The sequence below is a fragment of the Caulobacter sp. GW821-FHT10A10 genome, from assembly GCF_059415745.1.
The window spans coordinates 1-16,810 of the sequence record NZ_JBWKNV010000001.1 but is presented as its reverse complement, the minus strand read 5'-3'; the positions used below and the strand labels follow the sequence as shown (position 1 = coordinate 16,810).

At 68.1% G+C, this 16,810-nt stretch carries 13 protein-coding genes; 7 read left to right on the top strand and 6 right to left on the bottom strand.

Annotated features, from left to right (window positions below):
• The first annotated feature begins 7 nt into the window (after positions 1-7).
• Positions 8-700: a response regulator gene (locus tag AC07NS_RS00065; protein ID WP_487288613.1), complete on the top strand. Its 693-nt coding sequence runs from the start codon at positions 8-10 to the stop codon at positions 698-700.
• A gap of 179 nt (positions 701-879) precedes the next feature.
• Here AC07NS_RS00065 and AC07NS_RS00060 read toward each other — a convergent pair whose 3' ends face one another.
• The 3 genes from AC07NS_RS00060 to AC07NS_RS00050 all read right to left on the bottom strand — a co-directional run bounded on the left by AC07NS_RS00060 (position 880) and on the right by AC07NS_RS00050 (position 5,371).
• Positions 880-2,667 (bottom strand): ATP-binding protein, encoded by a 1,788-nt coding sequence (locus AC07NS_RS00060; RefSeq protein WP_494600521.1) that lies wholly within the window; start codon positions 2,665-2,667, stop codon positions 880-882.
• Between the two features lie 102 nt (positions 2,668-2,769).
• Entirely contained in the window at positions 2,770-4,062 is a 1,293-nt protein-coding gene (locus tag AC07NS_RS00055; RefSeq protein WP_494600519.1) for a hypothetical protein, read from the bottom strand.
• A gap of 28 nt (positions 4,063-4,090) precedes the next feature.
• Positions 4,091-5,371 carry an SGNH/GDSL hydrolase family protein gene (locus AC07NS_RS00050; RefSeq protein ID WP_494600517.1) on the bottom strand — a complete coding sequence of 427 codons (1,281 nt, stop codon included), beginning with the start codon at positions 5,369-5,371 and terminating at the stop codon, positions 4,091-4,093.
• Positions 5,372-5,748: 377 nt separating this feature from the next.
• Between AC07NS_RS00050 and AC07NS_RS00045 the strand changes: the two genes are divergently transcribed.
• The 3 genes from AC07NS_RS00045 (at position 5,749) to AC07NS_RS00035 (ending at position 10,573) form a co-directional block, all read left to right on the top strand.
• Entirely contained in the window at positions 5,749-6,906 is a 1,158-nt protein-coding gene (locus tag AC07NS_RS00045) for an acyltransferase family protein (RefSeq protein WP_494600515.1), read from the top strand.
• Positions 6,907-7,196: 290 nt separating this feature from the next.
• Positions 7,197-8,609, top strand: a complete 1,413-nt coding sequence (locus AC07NS_RS00040; protein ID WP_494600513.1) for an O-antigen ligase family protein — start codon at positions 7,197-7,199, stop codon at positions 8,607-8,609.
• Positions 8,606-10,573 (top strand): acyltransferase family protein, encoded by a 1,968-nt coding sequence (locus AC07NS_RS00035; protein WP_494600511.1) that lies wholly within the window; start codon positions 8,606-8,608, stop codon positions 10,571-10,573. The genes AC07NS_RS00040 and AC07NS_RS00035 overlap by 4 nt, the downstream gene beginning before the upstream one ends.
• A gap of 53 nt (positions 10,574-10,626) precedes the next feature.
• Here AC07NS_RS00035 and AC07NS_RS00030 read toward each other — a convergent pair whose 3' ends face one another.
• The gene (locus AC07NS_RS00030; protein WP_494600509.1) at positions 10,627-11,772 is read right to left on the bottom strand and encodes a glycosyltransferase family 4 protein; all 1,146 of its coding nucleotides are present in this window, start codon (positions 11,770-11,772) and stop codon (positions 10,627-10,629) included.
• A gap of 204 nt (positions 11,773-11,976) precedes the next feature.
• Between AC07NS_RS00030 and AC07NS_RS00025 the strand changes: the two genes are divergently transcribed.
• From AC07NS_RS00025 to AC07NS_RS00015, 3 genes are all read left to right on the top strand, one after another.
• The gene (locus tag AC07NS_RS00025; protein ID WP_494600507.1) at positions 11,977-13,203 is read left to right on the top strand and encodes a lipopolysaccharide biosynthesis protein; all 1,227 of its coding nucleotides are present in this window, start codon (positions 11,977-11,979) and stop codon (positions 13,201-13,203) included.
• Positions 13,204-13,462: 259 nt separating this feature from the next.
• Positions 13,463-14,530 (top strand): glycosyltransferase, encoded by a 1,068-nt coding sequence (locus AC07NS_RS00020; protein WP_494600505.1) that lies wholly within the window; start codon positions 13,463-13,465, stop codon positions 14,528-14,530.
• Positions 14,527-15,654: a glycosyltransferase family 4 protein gene (locus tag AC07NS_RS00015; RefSeq protein ID WP_494600503.1), complete on the top strand. Its 1,128-nt coding sequence runs from the start codon at positions 14,527-14,529 to the stop codon at positions 15,652-15,654. Before AC07NS_RS00020 ends, AC07NS_RS00015 begins: the two co-directional genes overlap by 4 nt.
• A 66-nt stretch (positions 15,655-15,720) precedes the next feature.
• Here the strand turns inward: AC07NS_RS00015 and AC07NS_RS00010 are convergent, their stop codons facing one another.
• A complete protein-coding gene (locus AC07NS_RS00010) occupies positions 15,721-16,701 on the bottom strand; it encodes an NAD-dependent epimerase/dehydratase family protein (RefSeq protein WP_494600501.1) in 981 nt (326 codons plus the stop codon).
• On the bottom strand, positions 16,698-16,810 hold a 113-nt coding region (locus AC07NS_RS00005; protein ID WP_494601830.1), incomplete at its 5' end, for a hypothetical protein. The genes AC07NS_RS00005 and AC07NS_RS00010, both read right to left, overlap by 4 nt.

The following is a 16,810-nucleotide window of genomic DNA, read 5'->3' as shown; positions in this document are numbered from 1 at the left end:
GCAGGTCATGAGCGCGCTTCGCCCCCGCATCCTGGTCATCGACGACGAGCCGCAGATCCACCGGTTCCTCGCCCCCGCGCTCGACGCCGCCGGCTACGACCCGCTGCGCGCCGACGGCGGCCAGGAGGGGCTGCGCGGCATCGCCTTGTGGTCGCCCGACGCCGTGGTGCTGGACCTTGGTCTGCCCGACATGGACGGCAAGGAGGTGCTGGAGAAGGCCCGCGCCTTCTATGACGGCCCGATCCTGATCCTGTCGGCCCGCGACCGCGAGATCGAGAAGATCGACGCGCTGGACAAGGGCGCCAACGACTATGTGGAAAAGCCGTTCGGGGTGGGTGAACTGCTGGCCCGACTGAGGGTGGCCCTGCGCCAGCGGGCGGCGACCCAGGCGCCGGCCGGGCCGATCCGCGCCGGGGCCGTCGAGCTGGATCTCGAAAAGCGCTTGGTCACCCGCGACGGGGCGGTGGTGAAGGTCTCGCCGCGCGAATACGAGGTGCTGGCCCGCCTGGCCCTGGGGCGCGGCAAGGTGCTGACCCACAAGGAGCTGCTGACCTCGGTCTGGGGCCCCGCCCACATGCACGACACCCAGTACCTGCGTGTCTTCGTCGGCCAGCTACGCCAGAAGCTGGAGGCCGACCCCGCCCATCCGAAGATCCTGCTGACCGAGCCGGGCGTGGGGTACCGGTTCATCGGGGATTGAGGAGGCGTTCGGCGCCTCGCCCCCCCCTCTTACCGCGCATCCCCGCGAAGGCGGGGATCCAAGCCGAGCCTGCAAGTGATCCACGGCCGAGCCGCCTCCTGAAAGTCAGCTTGGGTCCCCGCCTTCGCGGGGAGAGGCGGATTTGGGGCGGCGCGAGCAGATGGTGACGATCGGCTCGTCTACCGCCGCGTGCGGCTGAGCCGAGCCGCGTCGCGCACGCGTGTCAGCAGGGTGACGATGTCGATCGGCTTGGCCACGTGGCCGTCCATGCCGGCCGCCAGGCAGGCGTCGATCTCGGCCTTCACCGCATTGGCCGTCAGGGCCAGGATCGGCGTGGCGCAGGCCGGGAAGGGCAGGGCGCGGATCGCCCGCGTCGCGGCCAGGCCGTCCATGCCCGGCATCCGCACGTCCATCAGCACCACGTCATAGGCCCGCGCGCGCACGGCCTCGACACCCGCCGCCCCGCCGTCGGCGCAGTCCACCGCGTGATCGGCCGAGCGCAGCACGGCCTCGGCCAGGGCGCGGTTCATCTCGGCGTCGTCGACGACAAGGATACGCAGAGGCTCGTCCTTGGCGGCCATGGCGGGCGGATCGTCATCGGCCGGGCGGTCGGCGGGGCGGGCGGGGATCTCGAACCAGAAGGTCGAGCCCTGGCTGACCTTGCTGTCGACGCCGATCGTTCCGCCCATCAGCTCGACCAGCCGCTTGCAGATCGCCAGGCCCAGGCCCGTGCCGCCATAGCGGCGATGGATGGTGGAATCGACCTGGCCGAACGGCTGGAACAGGCGCTCCAGCGCTTCGGGGGCGATGCCCGGACCGGTGTCGGCGACGGTGAAGCGCAGGCGTTCGACCCCAGTGGGCGCGACCGATAGGGTGACGCAGCCCTCGGCGGTGAACTTAACGGCGTTGGTCACCAGGTTCAGCAGCACCTGGCGCAGGCGGGTCGGGTCGCCGGCGATCGCGTCCGACGTTTGCGGCGCGATCTCGATGGTCAGCGCCAGCCCCTTGGCCTCGGCGTCGGGGCGGGCCATGGCCGCGCAGCTATCGACCAGTCGCGCGGGAGCCACGACGCCGTCTTCCAGCATCAGCTTGCCGGCCTCGACGCGGGAAAGGTCCAGAATGTCGTCGACGATGGCCAGCAGGGCCTTGGCCGCGTCGCGCACGAAGCCCCGATAGCGCCCGCGCTCGTCGCCGGACAGGGCGTCGCGGGCCAGCAGCTCCGAGAACCCGACCAGGCCGTTCAGCGGCGTGCGCAACTCGTGGCTCATCGCGGCCAGGAACTCCGACTTGGCGCGGTTGGCCGTCTCGGCCTCGTGCTTGGCGTCGGCCAGGTCGAGGGTCAGCTGGGCCAGCCGCTGGTTGCGTCGCTCCACCCGCTCGAGCGCCGCCGTCCGCTCCTGCAGCAGCCGGCGCAGGTCGCTGACTCCCACCCGCGTGGCGATGGCCGCGCCGAGCGTCTGGCTCATGTGGCGCAGCAGCTCGATCTCCTCAATGTCGAATGCGGCCGCCTCGCCGGCCATGGCCTTGAGCACGCCCACCGCCTGCTCGCCGTCGAACAGGGGCGCGCAGACCATCGAGCTCAACCCCACCCGGCGGCAGGCGTCGCGGTCGACGCGCGGATCGGTCTCGCTGTCCTCGCACACCAGGATGGCGGCTTGGTCGACGCACAGACCCGACAGGCTGCCGGCGCGTGGCAGGCGCAGGCCCAGGTGCTGGGCATAGCCCTCGCTGACCGCGCGATAGACCATCTGGTCGCCGTCGACGAGCTCGACCACGGCGCCGCGCCCGGGCAGCAGGCGATGCACGCTGTCGACCACGATCTGCATGAAGTCGTCGACGCCGACGTCGCTGCTGGCCAGCAGCGACTGGATCTCGGCCAGGGCGCGCAGGCCCTCCATCCGCCGGTTGAGGATTTCGAGACGGGCGGCGCCGGGGATGGCGGGGAGCGACGTCGACAGATGACGCATCGCGGGCATCCAGCTTCGCCATGAGACTGGAACCAGCGCCGTTCCCGCACAAGCACCCTCCGGCTGAGCCGTCGCGGCGAAAGCGCTGGCGACGGATGCGCGCTAGCGTCGGAAGCGGGCCACCCGCATGGCGCTGTCGACCGCCAGGTTGAAGCTGGTCCCCCGGCGGCCATCGACGGTGGTGACCACCTCGCCGGCGTTGGTCAGGGCGCGGACGTCCACCAGGGTGAGCGCCTCGGCGGCGTCCAGCTGCACGGCCTCGCTGGTGGTCTCGATCAGGGTGCGGGTGGTCGGGTTGTAGTCGGCCACGCCCCGCCAGATCGGCACCAGGTAGTCGCCGTCGGAGCGCTGGAACACGGCGGCGTAGACGCTGGTTCCGCCCGAGACCGAGATGTCGACGTTGCTGGCGTAGCCGCCGTCGCCCGTGTCGGCGAACATGGCGATCAGGTTCTTCACGGCGAAGTACGAGGCCTTGGGCGTGGCGGTGGCGTCGACCAGGCCGAAGTGGGATTCCGGATCGGCGTCGCCGCGCTCCCGCGAGTCGGCGAATTCGTAGAGGTACGAGCGTGTCATCCCGCGCATGAACTGGATCATCAGCCGGCGCGGCAGGTAGCGGGCGATGATCTCCGGCGGGGTGGGCGGGTGCGACTTGGTCGTCGTCATGGCGCTGTGATAGCCGGTCTCGGTCGAGATCACCGGCTTCTGCGGCGTGTTCACCCGGGCTGCCGCCATGTAGCGGTCGACGCCGCCCGCGCTGACCGTCTCGGGATGGTTGCCGCCCGGATAGGAGTGGACGTTGCCGTAGTCGACGTAGCTGCTGATGTCGCCGACCACGCCGCCGGCGTTGCCGGTGTAGCTGGGGGCGACGACGCCGACACTGCCGAGCTTGGCCGAGCTTCGGACGGCGTTGTACAGGTACATCTGCATCTGCACGCTCGCCTCTTGCCAGTTGGCGTAGCCGGAGAGGTTGGGCTCGTTCACGCCCTCGAAATACTCGATCCCGCCGTCCATGTTGTCATAGGTCTTCTCGATATAGAGGAAGTCGTCGGTGGTCGGTTCCGGGTTGATGCGGGCGGCGATGCAGCAGAAGCGCACGCCCTGCGCCACCAGCGCCCGGCACTTCTGAAAGTAGGGATAGTTGTAGGGGTAGTCGGTCTTGACGAACACCTCTTCGCGAATGTGCCTGATGCCGGCGTCGACGATCAGCGGCAGCAGCTTGTCGAACTTGGTGGTGTAGACAGTGCTTCCCCACGAGAAGTGGGTGCAGACGCCGACGCTGTCGGCCAGGTCGGCGGCGCGGTAGACGGGCAGGCTGTCGCGGGCGGAAGCGAGCCCCGGCGCGGCGACGGCGGCGAGGGCGGCGCCCTGGGCCAGGAACAGGCGTCTGTTCTGCACGGCGGTTTCTCCTCCGGCTTCGATCGGGCTAAGCGGGGACCACCCATGGGCGGCGCATGCGTACGGTCGCCTTGCCGGCGCCGAGGCAGCGCGCGGTCATGCGCAAGGTGACGCTGGCGAGGGTCTTGGTATCGGAAACCATGTCGGGCAGGCTTTCCATGGTCAGCTTCAGCGCGCCCGTCGAGGGGATCACCCGCTTGCCGCCGGACGAGCGGGCCTGGAAGGCTTGGGCGAAGGTTCCGTCGGTGTAGTTGTAGTCGAGCTGGCAGCCGACATCGGCGAGGTTCACGTGGCCGGCGTCTACGTCGATCTGGCAGCCGACCAGGAACCGTGCGCTCTTGGGGAACAGGGCGATGGGCAGGGCCTGGTTGACGCGAATTCCGCCCAGCGCCGTTGCGGCGTTGGCCGTGGTGACGGCGGCGACGATCTCCTTGAGCCCGTCCGCGCGGGTGTTGAGCGAGAACACCGCCCCGCAATTGGCGTTGTCCACGCCGCCCGAGAACTTGTAGGGCAGCACGCCGCTGTTGCCGGCGCCGGGTGAGCCGCCGGTTGTGGTGGCGAAGTCGCTGTTGATGGCCAGGTTGCCGACGGGGGCGGGGTCGGCCTCGGCCGGCAGGTAGGCCGCCGCCACGCCGGCGAAGAACGCGCCGCCGGCGATCGCGCCGGGAACGTCGAGGTGGGTGCCGTCATAGGTGTAGCCGGAGCGGAAGGTGATCGGGCTGGTGCTCGACAGCAGGGTCGAGACCCAATCGACCAGGATCACCTGGCCGCCGCTGGCGGCGGCGATGGCGCGCAACTGGTCGTTCAGTCCGCCCGCGCCGTGGAAGCTGGCCGCCTGGCTGGTGCTCATCGACTGGTTGCCGGGGTCGGTGAACAGGAACACCCGCAGGCCCGCGGCCTGCGCCTGGGAGATCATGAAGCTGATGTTGGCGACGGTCTGGGCCACCGGAATGCCGGCGGCGACGTCGTTCACCCCCAGCAGGATGGAGAGGAAGGCCGCGCCCGAGCTCAGAGCCGACGGCAGCCAGTCCAGCGCCTGGGTCGAGGTGAAGCCCGAGGTCGCGAACACGCCCGACAGCGGAAAACGCTGGCGGTGCAGCATGTTCGCCCAGTTGTAGTGGCACTGCGACGCGCCCTGGATCCGGTTCAGGTCGAAGGTGATGATCGCCGTCCGGCTGTCGCCGATGGGGGCGATCCTGACCCGCGTGGCCTGGCCGGCGGCCTGCTGCCATCCGCCCGCGAAACTGCCGCGCACCGAAGCGGCGCCGATCAGTGTCGCCATCCCGCCGATAAAAAAACGACGTTCCATGAATTGCGCTCCCCTGAATCGTGTAGTGGTTAAGCTGATAGCTCCAATGGTGAAGCTTATCCTAGGTCATGGGTTCCATATTACCGCTTGTGCGTGCTCATTTTGTAGGGAAACGATAATATAAACTTGAAGAAGAAGGGTTCCATTATTTCGAATTGTGCTGCACTTTGATGTGATGGGGCGGGCGATGATCGGTGCGGCGCCTCGTTCATGCCTAAATTTTGCTCGATGGGTGTAGCGATTCCGGCAGATCCGCGTGGGGCCGAAAAACGCGAACGCCAGGGCTGTTCTCCAAGGGCTAGATCAACTATGGGCGTTATGTGCTTTGAATGCGCCTTTGGGATGTATTTCTCCGGAGCGTGCGGTTTTTGGGGGCGATGAGCATGCGGCATGAGGCGGCGGCCGCGCTCGAGGCGACGCGTCCGATCGCGCCGCCTCCGGGCGCGAGGCTCAGCTATCTCGACGGACTGCGTGGACTCGCGATCTGCGGCGTCGTGCTGATCCATGTGGGCCAGGCGACGCCGGGCCTGCCGGTCCTGCTCGAGCGTTTCGCCGGTTTCGGCCTGCGCGGCGTCCAGCTGTTCTTCATCGTCAGCGCTTTCACGATGTTCAGCGCCTACGCCGGCCGCGCCTTCGTCGCCAGGGACTTCTATATCAGGCGCTTCTTCCGGATCGCGCCGATGTTCTATCTGGCGGTGGTGCTCTATCTGGCGCTGCGCGGGATCACCTCGCCGGGCTACGAGATCGACGCGGCCGTGATCAAGAACGTGCTGCTCACCGTGTTCTTCGTGCACGGCCTGTCGCCCAGCGCGATCAACGACATCGTCCCCGGCGGCTGGAGCATCGCCTGCGAGGCGCTGTTCTACTTCATCTTCCCGTTCCTGCTGGCGACGATGACCACGCTCAGGCGCGCGCTCGTCGTGGCGGCGGCCGGGGTGGCGCTGTCGATCGTCTCGCGCCTGGCCTTGCCGGTCCTGCTGGCCGGCCGGGTCGAGCCCGAGGCGCTGTCGCACTTCATCCACTTCGGCTTCCTGACCAACCTGCCGGCCTTCCTGTTCGGCATCGTGGTCCATCATCTGGGAAGCGGGGCTCTGGCCGGACGGCTGGCGCCGCACGCCAACGCCGGGCTGCTGGCGGTGCTGGCGTTGCTGTGCGCTGTCGGCGCCCTCGGCCTCGGGCCGCTGCGCAACCCGCTGGTGGTCAGCGCCATGCTGGCCCTGCTGCTGCTGCTTTCGTCGCAGGCGTCCTGGCCGGTCATCGACAACCGTGTCCTGCGCTACATCGGCAAGATCAGCTTCAGCGTCTATCTGCTGCATTTCCTGGTCCTGCACCTGCTGGACGGGATGGTCGGCGACCTGGGCGGCCGGCCGGCGGCGGCCTTCGTCGTGCTCTATGTCGTGGTCCTGTCGGTCTCCGCGGTCCTGGCCAGCGTGACCTATCGCGTCGTCGAGGCCCCGATGATCGACTTCGCCAAGACCCTTTCGCGCAAGCGCGCGGTCGCGCCGGCCTCGGCGGTCTCGACGCGCCCCGACTGACGCGGGCGCCGCCGCCGTCCGCCTCTTCCGGCGGCGCCGCGTGAAAATTGCATGATCTCCGTGTTGCGCTGCGGCGCCTCGCTTCCCCTGGAGCGAGGAGGCTGCTACACGCACCGGGAAGAGTTGCCGCGGCGTCCAGGCGACGATCACGAGACGGCGTCGCTACGGATATCGTAACAAGCATGGTCTTCATGTCCGCAAGGCAGAATTCGCTCGCGTCGAACCGGGCGGCTGGTCGTGTTACGCAGTCGCGCGTGACAAACGTCAGCTTTCTGCTCATCGCGTTTTCTGTGTTTATTTTTCCGTTCAACGGCGAGTTCTCGTTCTCGCCGCTCGGAGAGCTTGGCCATGAAGCCTATGCGATCTTCGCGGTGTTCGCCACGCCGCTGATTGCGTTCAGCTTCTTCCGCGACGGCCGGCTGTCGATCGACAAGACGCTGACATTCTTTCTCGGCCTGTTCGCGCTCGTCATTTTTCTGTCGATGGTCGTGAACTTCAACGAGATCTCGGTCGCCAACTTCCGCAACCGGGGCGGCGGCGAGAAGATGATGACCAGCACCATGGTGCTGGTGTTCGGCCTCTACTACGCGCACCTGATCCGCAACGCGGCGATCTACGACTTCGACAAGTACGTGATGCGCCCGCTGATGATCGTTCTGGTCGTGGCGGCCGTCGTCGGCTGCATCGAGTTCATGGCGTGGCACATCGGCCCGGTGACCACGGCCTACACCGCCTTTTCCAGCAAGTTCCTGCACGCCGCGGTCGGGCGGGGGCACTTCATCCCGGGGCGGATCCACAGCATCACCTACGAGCCGTCCAACTTCGGCGCGTTCCAGATCTTTATCCTGCCGTTCGCCTATTCGTATCTGCGCTCGCCGATCCGTTCGAGCTTCAAGCCGCTGATCTTCGTGTGCACGGCGCTGCTGGTGGTGTTCGGTTTCATCTCCGGCCGGACCGCCCTGGTCGGGGTGATGATCATCACGGCCGCCTATTTCCTGATCGACCAGATCCTGCGCATGCGAGGCTTCAGCTTCCGCATGGCCTGGCGGGTGGTGATGGTCCTGTTCATCGCCGCCAACCTGCTGCCGCTGCTCTATATCGCGCTCAACAGCGACCAGATCGCTGAGACCATGGTGCAGTCGGGCCAGGTCTCGAACGTCACGCGCTTCGGCACGGTGGCCATCCAGATCAAGCTGTTCCTGCAGCATCCGCTGCTGGGCGTGGGCATGGGGCAGTACGGCTTCTACGTGGCCTCGACCATTCCCAGTTGGGCGCTGAGCTGGGAGTTCGTCCGCTGGATGACCGATCCCAACTCGTCGTTCTTCCCGTCGTTCTCGCTGCACTCGCGCCTGGCCGCCGAACTCGGCGGGATCGGCGTTCTGGCCTGGACGGCGATGGGCTGCGTCATGGTGCAGATCACCGGCCGCGCGGCCAACCGCTACCGCGAAGCGACCGGACGATTGCCGCTGATCGCCGTGGCGATCGTCGCGACCTTGTTCGGAACCGTACTGGCCGGCTGGTCGGTGGCGACGATGAAGATGTTCTGTTTCTGGGGGCCGCTGGGGCTGGCGGCCGCCTACGCTGTCGCCGCGCCGGCCATGGAGGGCCTGCGCGCACGCGCCGTCCCGACATCCCGCCCCGCCCGTTTCCGGGCCCCGACCTCCAACGCCTCCTCCCCAGCCGCCAGCGGAGACGCCTCGTGACCAGCAGCGCCCTGACCGCGGACGACGCCGTCCTGCCCTCCGCCGCGACCCGGGAAACCGCGGCGCCAGCCTCCGCCCAGCACGCCTCCCTGGCCTATCGCGCCGACATCGACGGCCTGCGCGCCGTGGCGGTCATGTCGGTGCTGCTGTTCCATGCGGGCTTCGGCACCCTGGCCGGCGGCTATGTCGGCGTCGACGTGTTCTTCGTCATCTCCGGCTTCCTGATCACCTCGATCCTGCGCAAGGAGATCGTCGGGCAATCGTTCTCGATCTCGACCTTCTACGTGCGCCGCATCCGCCGGATCATTCCGGCCCTGCTGGCGACCATGACGGTGACGACGGCGGCGGCCTTCATGCTTCTGCTGCCGTCCGAGCTCGACGATTTCGGACGTTCGGGCCTGGCCGCCCTGGCCAGCGTGTCGAACATCTTCTTCTGGGCGACCTCGGACTACTTCGCCGCCCACGCCGCCACCCAGCCCCTGCTGCACACCTGGTCGCTGGCCGTCGAGGAGCAGTACTACCTGCTGCTGCCGCCGGTGCTGTTCCTGCTGCGCCGCCGCTCGCTGCGGACCTGGCTGGCCGTCATCGCGGGCATCTCGATCCTCTCGTTCGTCGCCGCCGTGATCACCGTGGCGAAGGACACCAGCACCGCCTTCTACCTGCCGTACTCGCGCGCCTGGGAGCTGATGCTGGGCTCGGCGCTGGCCATCCTGCCGCTCGGCTGGCGGCCGCCAGCCTGGCTGCGCCAGGTGATCGGCGTCGTCGCCGTGGCCTGCATCGTCGGGCCGTTGTTCCTCTACGGCCGTTCCACGCCGTTCCCGGGCGTCGCGGCCCTGCCGCCCTGCCTGGGCGCGGCGGCCCTGATCTGGCTGGGCGGCTGCGGCGGCTCGCTGGTCAATCGCGGCCTGTCGCTGCCGCCGGCGGTGTTCATCGGCAAGATCTCCTATTCGCTCTATCTGGTGCACTGGCCGCTGATCGTCTTCCAGCAGAGCAACGCCGTGCTGCTGGCCAACGGCTCGCTGCTCCTGGTGAAGGTTGTCCTCGTCCTGGCCAGCCTGGCGCTGGGCGTGGCCTCGTGGTGGATCGTCGAGCGTCCGTTCCGTCGCCAGGACCTGTTCACCACCCGTCGGCTGCTGATCGTCGTCGGCGTCTGGTCGGCCGTGCTGCTGGCCGTGTTCGGCGGCCTGGTCGCCAGCAAGGGCTGGCCCGAGCGCTATCCGCCGCAGGCGCGCGAGATGGCCAGCTGGCTGTCCTACGAGGCCGACCCGGCCTATCGCGGCGGCAAGTGCTTCATCGCCTCCGGCCACCATCTCGAGGACTATGATCGCAAGGTCTGCCTGACCCCGCCGGCGGGCAAGCCCTACGACGTGCTGATCGGCGACAGCCACGCCGCGCACCTCTGGAGCGGCCTGGCCGCGACCCAGTCGAGCGACGCCGTCCTGCAGGCCACCGCGACGGGCTGCAAGCCGGTCCTCAAGCGCGCCGCCAACGCCAAGCCCGCCTGCGACGCGATCATGGGCATGGTCTATGACGACTTCCTCAAGCACAACACGCCGCGCCGGGTGATCATCGCGGCCCGCTGGCGGGCCGAGGACATGCCGGGCCTGGTCGAGACGCTGAGGGCCCTGCGCACCCGCGGTCTCAGCGTCGTCCTGGTCGGGCCGATCGTGGAGTACGACGCGCCGCTGCCGCGCCTGATCGCTCGCGCCCTTACCGAGGGCAAACCGCACCTGCCGGCCGAGCACCGCGTGCCGGAAGCCGGTCAGCTGGACAAGGAAATGCGGGTGATGGCCCGGCGCGAGGGCGTGACCTACGTCTCGACCTACCAGGCTCTGTGCTCGGGCGATCGTTGCGTGCAGACGCTGCCGGACGGCTCGCCGGTGCAGTTCGACTACGGCCACCTGACCCAGTCGGGTTCGACGTTCATGGCCCGTCGCCTCGAAGAACAGGGCCTGTTCCGGTAGGCCGCGAAACGACCGGGGAGCGCCGCGTCGGCGACGCTCCCCAGCTCTTTCCGTCAGGCCGCCTCGTCGAGCACGGCCTTGGCGGCGACTTCCCAAACGTACATGTCGCTGCGGGCCTTGGCGCCGGCGGCCAGGCGTTCGCGCAGGCCCGGTTCCTCGATCAGGGCAGTGATCGCGCGCGCCACGTCGTCGAGATCGCCGTCCTTGGTCAGCAGGCCGGTGACCTGGTCGATGGCGACCTCGGGGATGGCGTCGACGCGGGAGGCGATCGCCGGGGCGCCGGCCGCGGCGGCTTCGGCGATGACCAGGCCGAAGCCCTCGGCCTTGCGCGGGATGTAGGTGGCCGTGTGCATCAGGGCGTGGGCCCGGTGGTACAGGGCGCGGATGTCCTCGCGCGTGACCACGCCCAGCAGGCGCACGTCGGCCGCGCCGGCGGCGATCGCCGCCTCCAGTTCAGCGGTGTAGTCGGCCTCGACCGGCTTGCCGACGATCAGGTAGGTGACGCGCTCGCGCAGGTGCGGCGGCAGGCGCTCAAGAGCGGCGATCGTGATGTTCTGGCCCTTGCGGCGCTCCAGCCGGCCGGCCGAGACCAGCACGATGCGGTCTTCGCCGATGGCCAGGCGCTCAAGGACGTCGCTGCCGACGTCGGGCTCACGCCAGAAGGCGTCGACGCCCAGAGGCACGGGATCCACTTTGCCCGGATCGACATAGGGGTGGTTGCTCAGCAGTTCGCTCTTGGTGAACTCGCTGTTGGCCACGACCTTGCGGAAGTTGCGCAGAGGGCGATAGACGCCGGCCGCGCCCAGGCTCGTCAGGATCTTGCTCTTGATGTCGGTGCCGTGCACGCCGGCCACCATCTTGGCGCGGCGGTTCAGCCAGCCGATCGCCATGATCATCCGGTAGTCGCAGGCGAAGATGACGTCGTAGTCCTCGGCCGCCAGCAGGGCGCGGGTCTTGCGGGCGATCAGCGGCAGCTGCTTGTGCGAATAGGGCGGCAGGGCGATGTGGCGGGTTTCGACGCCTTCGGAGGCATCGGGCGCCTCGGGGCCCACGCCGATGATGGTCGGCCGATGGCCAAGCGCGGCCAGCGCCTTGGCGATGCCGCCGACATAGGTGGCGATGCCGCCAGGATAGGGCGGATATTCCGTGGACAGCAGCGCCACTCGTCTAGTCATTTCATCGCCCTTTTCGAAGCGCATCGACTGCTCCTCTTAAGTATTGCGCTCCGTGTATGACGCCGGCCTTGCATCCGAAAGGCCTACATGTGAAAGCCAGCGCGAATTGTATCGATGAGGGTGCGCATGTCCGTCTCCGACCCGCGAGGGGATACGGAAGAAGCAGTTTTCGCCGATAAGCCCAAGCTTCAGGGTATGCGTCGGCTAGGCGCCCAGAGTATCGGCCTGATGTTGGCCAGTATTACGCCCGCGGCCCTGCAATGGTTGATGATGGCGCTGGTCGCGCGCTCGGAAGGGCCGCACCGGCTGGGCGAATTCGCCTTCCTGCAGGGCATCGCCGTGCCCGCCGGCTACATGGCCTGGATGTCCCTGCGCCAGCAGGTCGTCTCCAAGCGCGTCGATGGCGTCGAGGACGCCGATTTCACCTTCCTGCGCACGGTTCTGCCGGCGGTGATCTATCTGGTGCTGATGGCCGGCCTGGCCCTCTCGGGGCGCGGTCCCGAGGCGCTGTGGCTGGCCTTCGGGGTGTTCGCCCTGCGCTTCGCCGAGGGCTATTTCGACCTGTCCTACGGCTTCCTGCAGCGGGACTCCCAGGTTCGCCTGATCGTCGAGGTCAGCATCAGCCGCCTAGTGATGTCGACGCTCGTCTTCCCGCTGGCCTACTGGCTGACCCACAATCTGGGGCTGGCGCTGCTGATCCTGGCCGGGGTCTGGGGCGCCGCGGCGCTGATCGCCGAGCGCCGCATGGCCAATCCCGTCACGCTCCGACAGGTCTGGGACCGCACGCCGGAGACGGTGAAGCGGCGGATGAGCCTGGCGCTGGTCTCCGCGCCCATGGCCCTGTCGTCGGTGCTGATGTCGCTGAACTCCAACGCCCCCCGCTACGCGCTGGAGCGGATCGGCAACGAGGCGCTGGGCGTGTTCGCCGCCACCTTCCACTTCGTCGCCGTCGGCGGCGTGGCCTTCGCCACCGTCGGCCAGCTTCTGCTGCCCCGGCTGGCCTCGGCGGTGCGCGCTCACGACCGGCGCGGCTTCATCCGGCAGACCGGCATCGGCCTGGCGCTGGCTGTGGGGGTCTCGATCGTCGCCGTCGTCGCCGTGCGGCTGGTCGGCGTGCAGGTGCTGCGCATCGTCTATGGTCCCGAGTTCGCGGGACAATTGGGGCCGCTGACCATGGCGGCCATCTCGGCCGGCCCGTTCTACTGCGTGTCGATCCTGGCCTCGGCCGCCTTCGCCGCCGGTCTGTCGAGCCGCATGGCCGTCTGCTACGGGATCGGACTGGTCGCGACCCTCGCGGCTGGCTTCTTCAGCGCCAGTCTCGGCCTCTACAGTGCATATGTCGCGATCACTATCGGTTCTCTGGTGCAAGTGGCGGCCTTCGCCATTGCCATCAGTCTGGACTGGCGAAACAAATCGCGATTGAAGAAAAGCTCGGGCGTGTTGAAGACGATCTGAGGCACAAAGCCCGGGTATAAAACCCGTTTCATCGCTAATTGTCGTCACATCTAGTGGCTAGGGTGCCGCCATGTCCGGTTATGGCTTGGCTTTTCGCGGCCGGATGTGGCCTGCAACGCTTGTGTGAAGACGTCCAGGACGGAAAATGACTAAGTTCGAGCGAGTTTTTGTCGTCCTGGATGGGGATTTCACGCGAACCGACGGCGCGCCATCGTCAAATCGCACCCATTACGAGAACTTTTCGAAACGCTACACTACGGTGTTCAACGACGTTTCCTTGCTGTGCCGCGTGCATGACATCGAGGAAGCGGGCGCGCTGGCGGTCGAAGGTCCCGGGGTCAAGGTGATCGCGCTGCCGCCCGTCCACGGACCGGCGGACCTGCTGCGCTTCGGGCCCAGCATCCTCAAGACCTTCTTCTCGATCCCCCGGAAGTCGCCGGTGATCCTGCGCGTGCCGGGCATCTTCCCGGCCATCGCCTGGATGGTGCTGACCCTGCGCGGCATGCCCTTCGCGGTCGAGGCCATGGCCGACGCCGACGCCCAGTTCGCGCCCGGCGCCTACAAGAAACGCTTCCGCGCCTTCTACCGGGTGATCTGGACGGCGATCATGAAGGCCCAGTGCCGCATGGCCGCCGTCTCGTCCTACGTCACCGCCCGCTCGCTGCAGGCCGACTATCCGCCGAACCCCAAGCGGCCGACCTTCAACTACACCACGCTGGACCTGTCGCCCGACCACCTGGCGGCCGCGCCGCGCTCGGCCGAGAGCCTGGGCAAGGAGCGGCTGACCCTGGTCAACGTGGCCATGATGCAGAAGCACTTGAAGGGCCAGGACCTGATCATCGAGGCCGTGGCCATCCTCAAGTCGCGCGGCGTGCTGGTCGACCTCTGGCTGGTCGGCGACGGCGACACGCGCGCCGAGTTCGAGGCCCAGGCCGCGGCGCTCGGCGTCGCCGACCAGGTGCGGTTCCTCGGCAAGAAGAAGGCCGGCGCCGAGGTCTACGCCATTCTCGACCAGACCGATCTGTTCGTCCTTCCGTCGCGCCAGGAAGGCCTGCCGCGCGTGGTCATCGAGGCCCAGGCCCGCGGCCTGCCGTGCGTCTGCAGCCAGCTGCCCGGCAACACCGAGCTGGTGGGCCCCGAATTCCTCGTGCCCCAGGACGACGCCAAGGGCTGGGCCCACGTCGTCGGCCGGCTGGCGGCCGACCGCGACGAGCTGGTCCGCGCCAGCGCCGTCAATCTGGAGAACGCGCGCGGCTACACCACGACGGCCGTCTATCCCGTGCGCGAAGCCTTCTACACGCGCGTCGCCGAGAGCGCCCAATCATGAAGATCCTGCACTTCGCTCAGATGTTGCCCGGCGGGACGGCCAGCTATCTCGAAGAGATCGCCCCCGTTCAGATCGAGGCCTACGGCGTCGAGAACGTGCGCTTCCTGCTGCCGGAATCCTCGCTCGACCATGTGCCGTCGATCCCGCGCGAATGCATCGTCGGCTTCGACTGCGAGCAGCGCACGGTCGCTGATCTGGTCCGACTTGGCCTGAAGCTGGCCAGCACCGCCGGCGACCTGAAGCCTGACATCGTCCACCTGCACAGCAGCTTCGCCGGCATCGCACGGCCGGTGCTGGCGCTGGCCCGGCCGCGTCCCAAGGTGATCTACTGCCCGCACGGCTGGGCCTTCACCCGCGACGGCAAGGCGCTGAGCTCCAAGGTCTACGCTGTACTGGAGCGGGTCCTGAGCGGCTTCAGCGACGCCATCGTCAACATCTCCGACTACGAGCAGAAGGCCGCGATCGCCGCCGGCGTGCCGGCCGAGAGGATGATGGTCATCCACAATGGCGTGGGCCGCACGCCCGAGGTCGGACTTCCGGTCGCGCTGGGCGAGGGGCGTCTCAACCTGCTCTTCGTCGGCCGGCACGACCCGCAGAAGGGCCTGGACATCCTTCTCGACGCCGTCGAGCGGCTGCAGCGTGACGACATCCACCTGCACGTCGTTGGCGGCGCCGTGGTGTCCTCGGGTATTTCGGCCGTGAACCGCCAGCGCGTGACCTTCCACGGCTGGGCCGACCGCAAGCGCGTGGCCGCCTTCATGCAGGCCGCCGACGTTCTGGTCATGCCCTCGCGCTGGGAGGGCTTCGGCCTCGTGGCCATCGAGGCGATGCGCGCGGGCCTGCCGGTGATCGTCAGCGACCGCGGCGCCCTGCCCGAGGTGGTCAATAACGGCGAGGCCGGGCTGGTGGTCTCGCTGGACCAGCCCGACGCCCTCAAGGACGTGCTGGAGGATCTGACGCCTTCCCGCCTCGATGCGCTGCGGGAGGCTGGCCTGAACCGGTTCGAGGCCTGCTACACCAGCGGTCGCCTGAACGCCTCGCTGGACGATCTCTATCGCCGTCTGCTGGGGCCGGCCCGCCCCACCTTCTCGGGCGTCGAGCTGGCCAACCAGGCCGCGTCCTGACACGAAAAAAGGGGCGGTCGCTTCGCGGCGGCCGCCCCTTCGATCATTCGCGCGGTCGCGCCGCGATCAGGCGCGCGGGTAGAATTCCGCGTACCACTTGGCGAAGCGCTGCAGACCCTCGGCCAGCTTGACCTTGGGCTTGTAGCCGCACAGCGCCTGCAGCTTGTCGATGTTGGCGTAGGTGGCCGTGACGTCCCCCGGCTGCATGGGGCGCATGATCTTGTTGGCCTCGACGCCGATCGCCGCTTCCAGGGCCGAGATCATGTCCATCAGGCCAACGGGGTCGTTGTCGCCGATGTTGTAAACCTCGTGCCCGCCGCGCGGGGGCGGGTTGTCGAGCACGCCGATGATCCCATCGACGATGTCGTCGATATAGGTGAAGTCGCGGGCCATCTTGCCCTCGCCGTACACCTCGATCGACTCGCCCTTCAGGATCTTCTGGGTGAAGCTGAAATAGGCCATGTCGGGGCGACCCCACGGGCCGTAGACCGTGAAGAAGCGCAGGCCCGCCTGCGGGAAGCCGTAGAGCTTGGCGTAGCTCTGGCTGAGCAGTTCGCACGAACGCTTGGTCGCCGCGTAGAGCGAGACCGGGGCCTCGGCCGGATCGGTCTCCCTGAAGCCCTCTCCGGCCAGGGGACGATCGCCATAGACGCTGCTCGACGAGGCGTAGACCAGGGCCTCGACGCCGCCGTGGCGGCAGGCCTCCAGCACGGCCAAGTGGCCGGCCAGGTTCGAGCGCTCATAGGCGAAGGGGTTCTCGATCGAGTAACGCACGCCGGCCTGGGCGGCCAGGTGCACGATCCGCTTCACGCCCGACGACTTGACCAGTTCGAGCAGGGCCTCGTGGTCGGCGATGTCCATCCGCACCATCGAGAAGCCTTGTCGCCCGTCGAGACGGGCGGCGCGGGCGTCCTTCAGGGCGGGGTCGTAATAGGCGTTGAACACATCGACGCCGATCACGGTCTCTCCACGATCGAGCAGGCGCTCGGCGACGTGCATGCCCACGAAGCCGGCGGCGCCGGTAACCAGAACAGGGCCTCCGCTCATGCGACGGTCTCGGCTTCCGGCTGGACGACGCTTCCCCGGCCGATGGAGGCGTAGGTGAAGCCGGCCCGCACCATCTCGGCGGGCTTGTAGACGTTGCGCAGGTCGACGA